Genomic DNA, 8,723 nt, shown 5'->3' with positions numbered 1-8,723 from the left:
GGTGATAAGTTTAAAAATTATTATTGATGCTGATGCAACCTTTTGATTTTTAATAGTTTGCCAATAATCGAAGAAAACTGTTCGATACCAGAACAATCGGACTAGGAATTGTCCTTCTTTCAGACAGTTTTAAAGGCTTTTTTATAAACACTGATAAAACAGTACAGCCCCGGAAGTTTTAAATTTTAAAGATTTTGGGGTCTGTGAAAGGTGGTGGATTTTTTTTTGGTATAAAACATGAAATATGGTTGATACCAACTTAAACAAACCACAATATGAAAAAGATGCTAACACTTGCATTGATCGCTACACTAGGCTTGGGCGGTTATGCCAACGCAGAAAATGTAAACCTTGAAGTAATGACCGAGGTCAAAAACAGCAATAACAAGGTAAAGGTAATCCTTAAAGAAGGATTGGGTAAAGTAAAATTGGAAGTTTTAGACCAAAATGGTAAAAAACTTCATCAGCAAACGGTTTTTGTAAAGCAGGACCTTATGGTACCTTATGATCTTTCCGAACTTCCTATAGGGAAATACCAGCTAAAAATTGAATCGGGTTCAAAATCTTCCTCAGGAGAAGCTGCTACCTATGCCATAGAAAGGAAAATTACTAAGTCTGAACTGCCTTTGATGGCCTATAGAAAAGACTTGGAGGATAATTCCATCAAGCTAACGGTCATAGGGTTGGAAGATTTAGGTGTGAAAGTAAAGATCATGGGTAAATCAGGAAAAGAGCTTTTCGAAGAAAAGATCGATCAACCCAATGCCTTTACCAAGATCTACCACTTCAATAACATTAATAAAAAAGAAGTCAGCATTCAGGTTACTGATGCTATGGGCAGGCAAAAAGTTTTATAGGCAAAATAAACCGGTAAATGAATAGGGTTACAGGAAGGTTTTCTAGGTATGTCCCATCCCAGTGATGGAAAAGCACCTAACAAAATCATCCTGTAACTTTTTTAATTTAACCCGAATTATGCATTAGGGTTCGTAGTGCGAGGTTAAAATACAATTATGTAATTTTTTACATTCGCCAATTTTAATAACACCTATCAGCCAATCGCAGCTAGGTTATCGTGCAGAGAAATAAAACTGCAAATTTATTATATTATTCATAAAAATTTTATGTTCAAGACATAAAAAACTTTCATATTACTATTTTACATAAATAACATTCAAAATATAACCGCCTAGATTTTTAAACGTAGATATTCGTGGATATAAACCAACTTAAATTTAACCCAAGATGAAAACTTTATTAGCTACCGCATTGCTTATTGGATTAGGACTAGGTTCTGTCCAAGCATCAGATGAAAACATCAGTTTTAGTGATATGACCATGGTCAAGGCACAGGATCAAAGACTTCGTGTTGTTCTACAGGAAGGTATTGGAAAGGTAAGGGTAAGTATTTTGGACGCCAATGGGAAATATCTGCACCAAAGCAGACTCAATGCAGACAGAAACCTTATCGTCCCTTTCGATTTATCCCAACTTCCTGTAGGAGAATATCAGGTTAAGATCAAGCAAAGGGGAGGAGATGAGCAGAAGGTTATTCACCATGTGGTGACTGAAGCCAAAAAACCTGAATTCAAGCCATTGGTTGCCTTCAGCAGAAAAATAGATGATAGGGCATTTGAGTTGACTGTAGTAGGGTTAAAGGAGCCTGGCGTGAGGGTACAGATAGCAGATGTCTTTGGAAGACAAATTTTTGACTACACGGTAGATCATCCAGAGGCTTTCACAAAAGTGTACCGTATGAAAAACAAGAATGTGGAAGGTGTATCTGTAAGGCTTACAGATGCTTTAGGCAGAACAAAATCTTTTGTACTGTAAATTCGAATAAACCAAAATTAATACCCTGGGTAATGCAACTCAGGGTATTTTAGTTTTTTTACATTATCGGTTGGTTGGGAAAGGCTTTTTTTACCATTTTTGAACCAAACAAAATTAAGATTAAATCATGAACGGACTGAACAGGTTTATAGCCATTTGGCTGGTATTCTTTTTAGGGGCTGGCGGGGTATTTGCCCAAGAGAAAGTTGACCTAGAGATGATGCACCGCATCAAATCAGAGGGTATAGGAAATTCACAAATTGAAGAGTTATCCTTTTACTTGACGGACTTTTTAGGTCCTAGACTCTCTGGATCTACCAACCTCAGAAATGCACGTGAATGGACTGCTCAAAAATTCAAAGATTGGGGATTGAGCAATGTTAAAATTGACGAATATGGAGAGTTTGGTAGAGGATGGGATGTAAAAAAATCGTACATCGCCATGAAGGCACCCTACTATGCCCAAGTGATAGGGTATCCAAAAGCCTGGACAAATGGCACCAATGGTTTAGTAAAATCAGAAGTAGTATTACTTGAAATTAATTCTGATACTGATTTTGAAAAATACAGGGGCACACTGAAAGGGAAGGTAGTGACCACGGCTTCTAATTTACAATTAAGTCCAGCATTTGAAGCGGAAGCCAGAAGGTGGACTGATGAGGAACTGGAAGCCCGTAAGGAGATCACAATAGGAGGCAGGACAGGTAGATACACACCGGAGATGTTGGCCCAACTGCGTGCACAAAGGGAACTGGATCAAAAACTTACCAAATTCTTATTGGAGGAAGAAGTTGGTCTAAGGCTTACCGGAACGCGTGGTAATTTTGGAACCGTTTTTCATACCCGTGCAGGGTCCTTCAGCAAGGACAAACTTCCTACCGTTCCAGAGTTAGAAATTGCAGCAGAACATCATGGAAGGATCTACAGGCTGTTAAAAAAAGGAATTCCTGTAGAAATTGAAGCAGAAGTGGAAGTAGAGTGGTTGGATGATGATTACAAAGGTTACAATGTCTTGGCCGAAATTCCAGGAACAGACAGAAACTTGGGTACAGAAATTGTGATGTTGGGTGCCCATTTGGACAGCTGGCATGCAGGAACAGGTGGCAATGACAATGCCGCAGGGGTTGCTGTGATGATGGAGGCGATCCGTATCCTAAAGGACTTAGGTTTCCAACCCAAAAGGACCATTCGAATTGCACTGTGGGGTGAGGAAGAGCAAGGGTTATATGGCTCCAGAGGATATGTACAAAAATATGTGGCAGACCGAAACACCAAAGAGAAAAAAGCAGAATGGAACAAAATTTCCGCTTATTATAATTTAGATAATGGTTCGGGTAAAATCAGAGGAATTTATTTGGAAGGCAATGATATGCTAGTTCCTGTTTTTGAGGAGTGGTTCAAACCTTTCCATGAAATGGGCGCTAACACGGTCACCAGAAGAAATACTGGTTCCACAGACCATGTCGCTTTTGACGCGGTCGGTGTGCCAGGCTTCCAATTTATCCAAGATCCTATTGATTATGGACGCGGATATCATACCAACATGGATGTGTATGAAAGGATGCAATTTGCTGATATGACGCAGGCAGCCGTTATTATCGCTGCCATGGTTTACAATACAGCTCAAAGAGCAGAAAGGCTACCAAGAAAACCTTGGAATTGATCAATTCGAGCTTTAATGATAAGGCTGCATGGGGATTATACTATTTAATCCATGCAGCCTTATTTTTTTACCACACAAAAGGAACCAAATAAATATTGGTCAGTTCGGCAATTATTCCTAATTTTATAAGCGAAAATGATTGAAAAAACCATTCAATCAGGATTTAATTTTGAAAGATTATAAACCCAAACACCAATATGTATTCTGTTATCCGTACAGTTTTCAAGGAGGAACATGAGATGTTCCGCCAATCCATAAAAGATTTTATTGCAAGAGAAATCAGCCCTTATAATGCTGAGTGGGAAAAAAATAAGATGGTTTCCCGGGAATCTTGGAAAAAACTGGGGGATAATGGTTTCTTATGCATCCAAGCCCCCGAAGAATATGGGGGATTAAACATTCAGGATTTCAGGTACAATGCCATTTTGGTGGAAGAATTGGGCTTAAGTGGCTGTTCGGGACCAGCTATTGGTTACCCCTTGCATAATGATATCGTGTTTCCCTACATTATGCATTATGGTACAAAGGAGGCCAAAGCCAAGTATATTCCAGGTATGATCAGTGGAGACCTGATTTCAGCTGTAGCCATGACCGAACCAGGGGCAGGAAGCGACCTACAGGCCATCCGTTCCACAGCCGTTGATAAAGGGGATCACTATTTGATCAATGGTTCCAAAACCTTTATCACCAATGGCTATCTAGCTGATGTAGTGGTGGTAGCCGCTAAAACTGACCCAAAACTAGGTGCCAAAGGTATAAGTTTATTTGTTTTGGATAAGAATATGGAAGGTTTTTCAAAAGGGGTTCCCTTTGAAAAAGTAGGCTTACATGCCCAGGATACCTGTGAGTTGTTTTTTGAAGATGTGAAAGTGCCGAAGGAAAACTTACTGGGTAAGTTGGGGGAAGGCTTCAAATATTTGATGACAGAATTGGCACAGGAAAGGTTAATCGTAGGCTTGGCAGCCATAGCATTGGCAGAATCAGCTTTTCTTTCAACTTTGGCGTATGTTCAGGAGCGCAAGGCTTTTGGAAAAAGTATTTCAGACTTCCAAAATACACGGTTTAAGTTGGCTGAAATGGGTGCAAAATTAGAGCAGGGTAGAATGTATGCAGACCAATTGGTCGCTTTGCACAATGATAAAAAAGTGGATTCAGCCATGGCTTCCTCTGCGAAATACCTACTCACGGAACTACAATGCTGGGTTTCTGATGAATGCGTGCAATTACACGGAGGATATGGTTATATGTGGGAATATCCAGTGGCCAGAGCTTTTGCTGATGCCAGGGTCCAAAGGATTTATGCTGGGACCAATGAAATCATGAAGGAACTGATCGTTAGAAAATTATTGAAATAGAGCAGATCACTTTTCATATCCAACCACTTTTCTTTTATGGAAAGTGGTTTTTCTTTTTATAAAAAAACAATAATCGGTTATATTTCGTCTGCTTATAAAATAAATCCAAAATCAACCCATAAAATACTATACCTATGCATAATTTCCCTTGGTACAAGTTTTATCCTTCTGAGGTAGATTCAGAAGTCAATGTAACGGCGTATAGCTCAGTTGTCAACCTTTTTGAAGAAAGTGTTAAAAAATTTGGCAATGCCATCGCCTACGAATGTATGGGCAAATCCATTACTTTTAATGAAGTTGACCAACTTTCCAAGAAATTTGCTTCCTATCTTCAAAATGACCTGAACATGAAAAAAGGCGATAGGGTAGCTATACAAATGCCCAACTGCCTTCAATATCCAGTGGCATTATTTGGTACTTTGAGGGCAGGAATGGTGGTAGTGAATACCAACCCCCTGTATACCCCAAGGGAAATGAAGCACCAATTTGAAGATGCTGGGGTCGATGCCATTGTCATTGTGGCCAATTTTGCCAGTAACTTGGAAAAAATCCGCCATGAAATCCACGCCAAACATGTCATAGTAACAGAGTTAGGAGACATGCTGGGAGGCTTAAAAGGTACTATAGTTAACTTAGTTGTGAAGCATGTAAAGAAGATGGTACCTGCTTACAACCTTCCAAGGGCAATTTCATGGAAAAAAATGATGGGCAGTGCCAATGTAGCCACCTTCAAAAGGGAAGAAATGACGCTGAATGACACTGCCTTTTTGCAGTACACAGGAGGTACCACTGGACTATCCAAAGGAGCAGACCTCACCCACGGTAATATAGTGGCCAACATGCAGCAAATTTCCGCCTGGATGAAACCTAAGTTGAAAGACAGTGAGGAGATAGTCATAACGGCATTGCCACTTTATCATATTTTCGCTTTGACCGTGAATTGCCTGGCCATGATGAAAATCGGTGCCCATAACGTGCTGATTACCAACCCAAGGGACATGCCTGGTTTTATCAATGAATTAGGTAAACACAAGTTTACGGTAATTACCGGTGTAAACACCCTCTTTAATGGCTTATTGAATCAGGAGGCATTTCATAAACTCGATTTTTCATCCCTAAAAGTAGCTGTGGGCGGCGGAATGGCTGTACAGCAGGCCACCGCAGAAAAGTGGGAAAAAGTAACCGGTACCCCTTTGGCTGAAGGTTATGGCTTGACTGAAACCTCTCCTGTAGCGGTATGTAATCCCATAGACGGTACAGAGCGCATTGGTACCATTGGAATTCCTTTGCCCAATACAGATGTCAAAATTATTGATGACAATGGTAACGACCTGCCTGTGGGAGAAAGAGGGGAGTTATGTATCAAAGGACCACAGGTCATGCGTGGTTACTGGCAAAAACCGGAAGAGACTGAGAAGGTAATGGATAGAGATTGGTTTAAAACAGGGGACATTGCGGTAATTGATGAGGATGGCTTCGTGAAGATTGTAGATAGGAAGAAAGAAATGATCCTGGTATCTGGCTTTAATGTGTATCCTAATGAAGTGGAAAATGCCATTGCCATGCATCCTAAAGTATTGGAAACGGGCGTAATTGGTATGCCTGATGACAAATCCACAGAAAAGGTTGTAGCCTATGTGGTGCCCAAAGACAAATCTGTTACAGCCGAAGAGCTCATTGCACATTGCAGAAATGAACTCACCAATTATAAGGTACCAAGGGAAGTTCATTTTGCAGATGAGCTTCCAAAAACCAATGTTGGAAAAATTCTGAGAAGGAAAATCAAGGAGATGCATGAAAAGACCGTAGCCCAGGCATAGCATCTCCTGGTTTGTACTTACCAAGCATTAATTTGATTAACGCAAAACCTGATAAAATCCCTGCCGGAAAAAAATTTGGCGGGGTATTTATTTTTTTATTCTTTTTTTGAAGAAAGTTTGAATTTTAAGGGGCATAATGATTATTTTTTGTAAAAATAAACCCAATTGACCTCATGACTTTTGATTACATTATTGTTGGCGCCGGTTCTTCAGGTTGCGTACTTGCCAACCGTCTTTCCGAAGATCCAAAGAACAAAGTACTTTTGATAGAAGCCGGTGAAAAAGATAAAAAACTGGAAATAAAGATTCCCGGTGCTTACCCTCAAGTGCATCGCTCTGAGGTGGATTGGGCATTTTGGACTGAACCTCAAGAGCATGTGGATAGGAGAAGGGTATTTATACCTAGAGGAAAGACCCTGGGCGGGAGCAGCAGCACCAATGCCATGGCCTATGTCAGAGGTAACAAAGAGGATTTTAATGAATGGGCAAGCTTAGGAAATGAAGGCTGGGCCTATAAAGATGTATTGCCCTATTTTATCAAATCAGAAAATAACCAGGATTTTGAAGGGGAATTTTATGGAAAAGAAGGCCCTCTACATGTGTCCTATTCCAGGCAGCCGCATCCTCTTGGCCATGTCTTCATCCAAGCCTGTGTGGAGAATGGAATACCACATAATGAAGAATACAATGGGGCCAATCAATTGGGTGCCTCCATGTTGCAGTTCACCATAAAAATAATCAGCGGCACAGTACTGCTGCGGCCTTTTTACAGCCCATTTTACATCGGAGCAACCTGACTGTCATGACTTCTACTCAGGTGTCGCGAATTCTTTTTGAGGAAAAGCGTGCCGTAGGTGTAGAGGTCATAGACAAAAAAGGCAATAAAAGTGACATTCGGTGTGAGAAAGAGGTCATTTTGTGTGCAGGGGCTTTCCAATCACCTCAGATTTTAATGCTTTCCGGCATAGGTACTGAGAAAGAACTTGCTAAGTTTGGCATAAACACCATCATAGACCTACCAGGGGTAGGGAAAAATTTGGTAGATCATGTGTGGTCAGGCGTTTCTGCTTGGACCAGAACACCTACCAACAATAATACCCTTAAGCCATGGAATCAAATCACTGAACTGACAAGGTATTTACTGTTCAAGAAAGGGCCATTGGGCAATAGCCCATTGACGGCTAATGCATTTTTGAGTTCGGAAGATGGCATGAATCGACCTGATATACAATTTCATTTGGCACCTTCAGGGATCAAAGATGATTATAGCACAGATATCTACGATCTGAAAACTTATCCATGGAGAAGTGGTCTTGGAATCCTCGTGATCGTTATCCGGCCGGAAAGTAGGGGCTTTGTAGGCCTAAAAAGTGCCAACCCCTTGGATGCCCCCTTGATTCAGCCCAATTTGCTTTCCAATAAGAAAGACCTCGAGGTATTAAAAAAGGGGATGCTGAAAGCCAAAAAAGTTTTGGAGTCAAAAACTTTTAATGGTCATCTGGATGGAGGGATTTCATTTCCCCAACAATTCGATGATGCCTCCTTGGAGCAACACATCAAAAAGAGCCTGGAAACCTTATATCATCCTGTTGGCACCTGCAAAATGGGGGTAGATGCCATGGCTGTTGTTGATCCCTCACTCATGGTTAAAGGGATAGAAGGTCTGAGGGTAGCTGATGCTTCTGTTATGCCAACCATCATATCTGGAAATACGAATGCTGCTTGTATTATGATCGGAGAAAAAGCCGCTGATATGATTCTTAATCAAAAATTATCTGTTAGACCATGAACGTGGTGACTGGTATCCTGAAGGACTAGATAGGGCGTGCTGAAAAACGCCAATTGGAGAAAAATTTCTTTCTATTTTGATGAATACCCCATTTACTAAGCGTTGTCTTTTTAAGCAGGTGCAAACTTATTAAATGATCCAGTTTGATTTGCGTGCACTTGAAAATTTCAAAATTCGAAATTTTCAGAAAGCCCTAGATAAACAGCCTGAAATGAAAACAGCAGATAAAGGGCATATTTGGAAAGCCAATTACCATCAATTCC

5 protein-coding genes and 1 pseudogene are annotated in these 8,723 nt (G+C 40.5%); all 6 read left to right on the top strand.

What is annotated here, in order from left to right; all coding sequences use genetic code 11:
• Positions 1–275: 275 nt before the first annotated feature.
• The 6 genes and pseudogenes from B879_RS19595 (at position 276) to B879_RS23675 (ending at position 8,460) form a co-directional block, all read left to right on the top strand.
• Positions 276–857, top strand: a complete 582-nt coding sequence (locus tag B879_RS19595) for a DUF3244 domain-containing protein (protein WP_009186966.1) — start codon at positions 276–278, stop codon at positions 855–857.
• A 388-nt stretch (positions 858–1,245) separates the two neighbouring features.
• On the top strand, positions 1,246–1,833 hold the full coding sequence (locus B879_RS19590; RefSeq protein ID WP_009186965.1) for a T9SS type A sorting domain-containing protein: 588 nt from the start codon (positions 1,246–1,248) through the stop codon (positions 1,831–1,833).
• Between the two features lie 127 nt (positions 1,834–1,960).
• Positions 1,961–3,496 carry a M20/M25/M40 family metallo-hydrolase gene (locus B879_RS19585; RefSeq protein WP_009186964.1) on the top strand — a complete coding sequence of 512 codons (1,536 nt, stop codon included), beginning with the start codon at positions 1,961–1,963 and terminating at the stop codon, positions 3,494–3,496.
• A 197-nt stretch (positions 3,497–3,693) separates the two neighbouring features.
• Entirely contained in the window at positions 3,694–4,851 is a 1,158-nt protein-coding gene (locus B879_RS19580; RefSeq protein WP_009186963.1) for an acyl-CoA dehydrogenase family protein, read from the top strand.
• A gap of 134 nt (positions 4,852–4,985) precedes the next feature.
• Complete coding sequence (locus B879_RS19575) at positions 4,986–6,671, top strand: AMP-binding protein (RefSeq protein ID WP_009186962.1); 1,686 nt, start codon at positions 4,986–4,988, stop codon at positions 6,669–6,671.
• 173 nt (positions 6,672–6,844) lie between these two features.
• Positions 6,845–8,460 (top strand): annotated as a pseudogene (locus tag B879_RS23675) (GMC family oxidoreductase).
• The last annotated feature ends 263 nt before the right edge of the window (positions 8,461–8,723 follow it).

Source organism: Cecembia lonarensis LW9 (assembly GCF_000298295.1).
Classification (GTDB): Bacteria; Bacteroidota; Bacteroidia; order Cytophagales; family Cyclobacteriaceae; genus Cecembia; species Cecembia lonarensis.
Note: the sequence above shows the minus strand (reverse complement) of the source record. Positions and strands in the feature narration are given on the sequence as shown.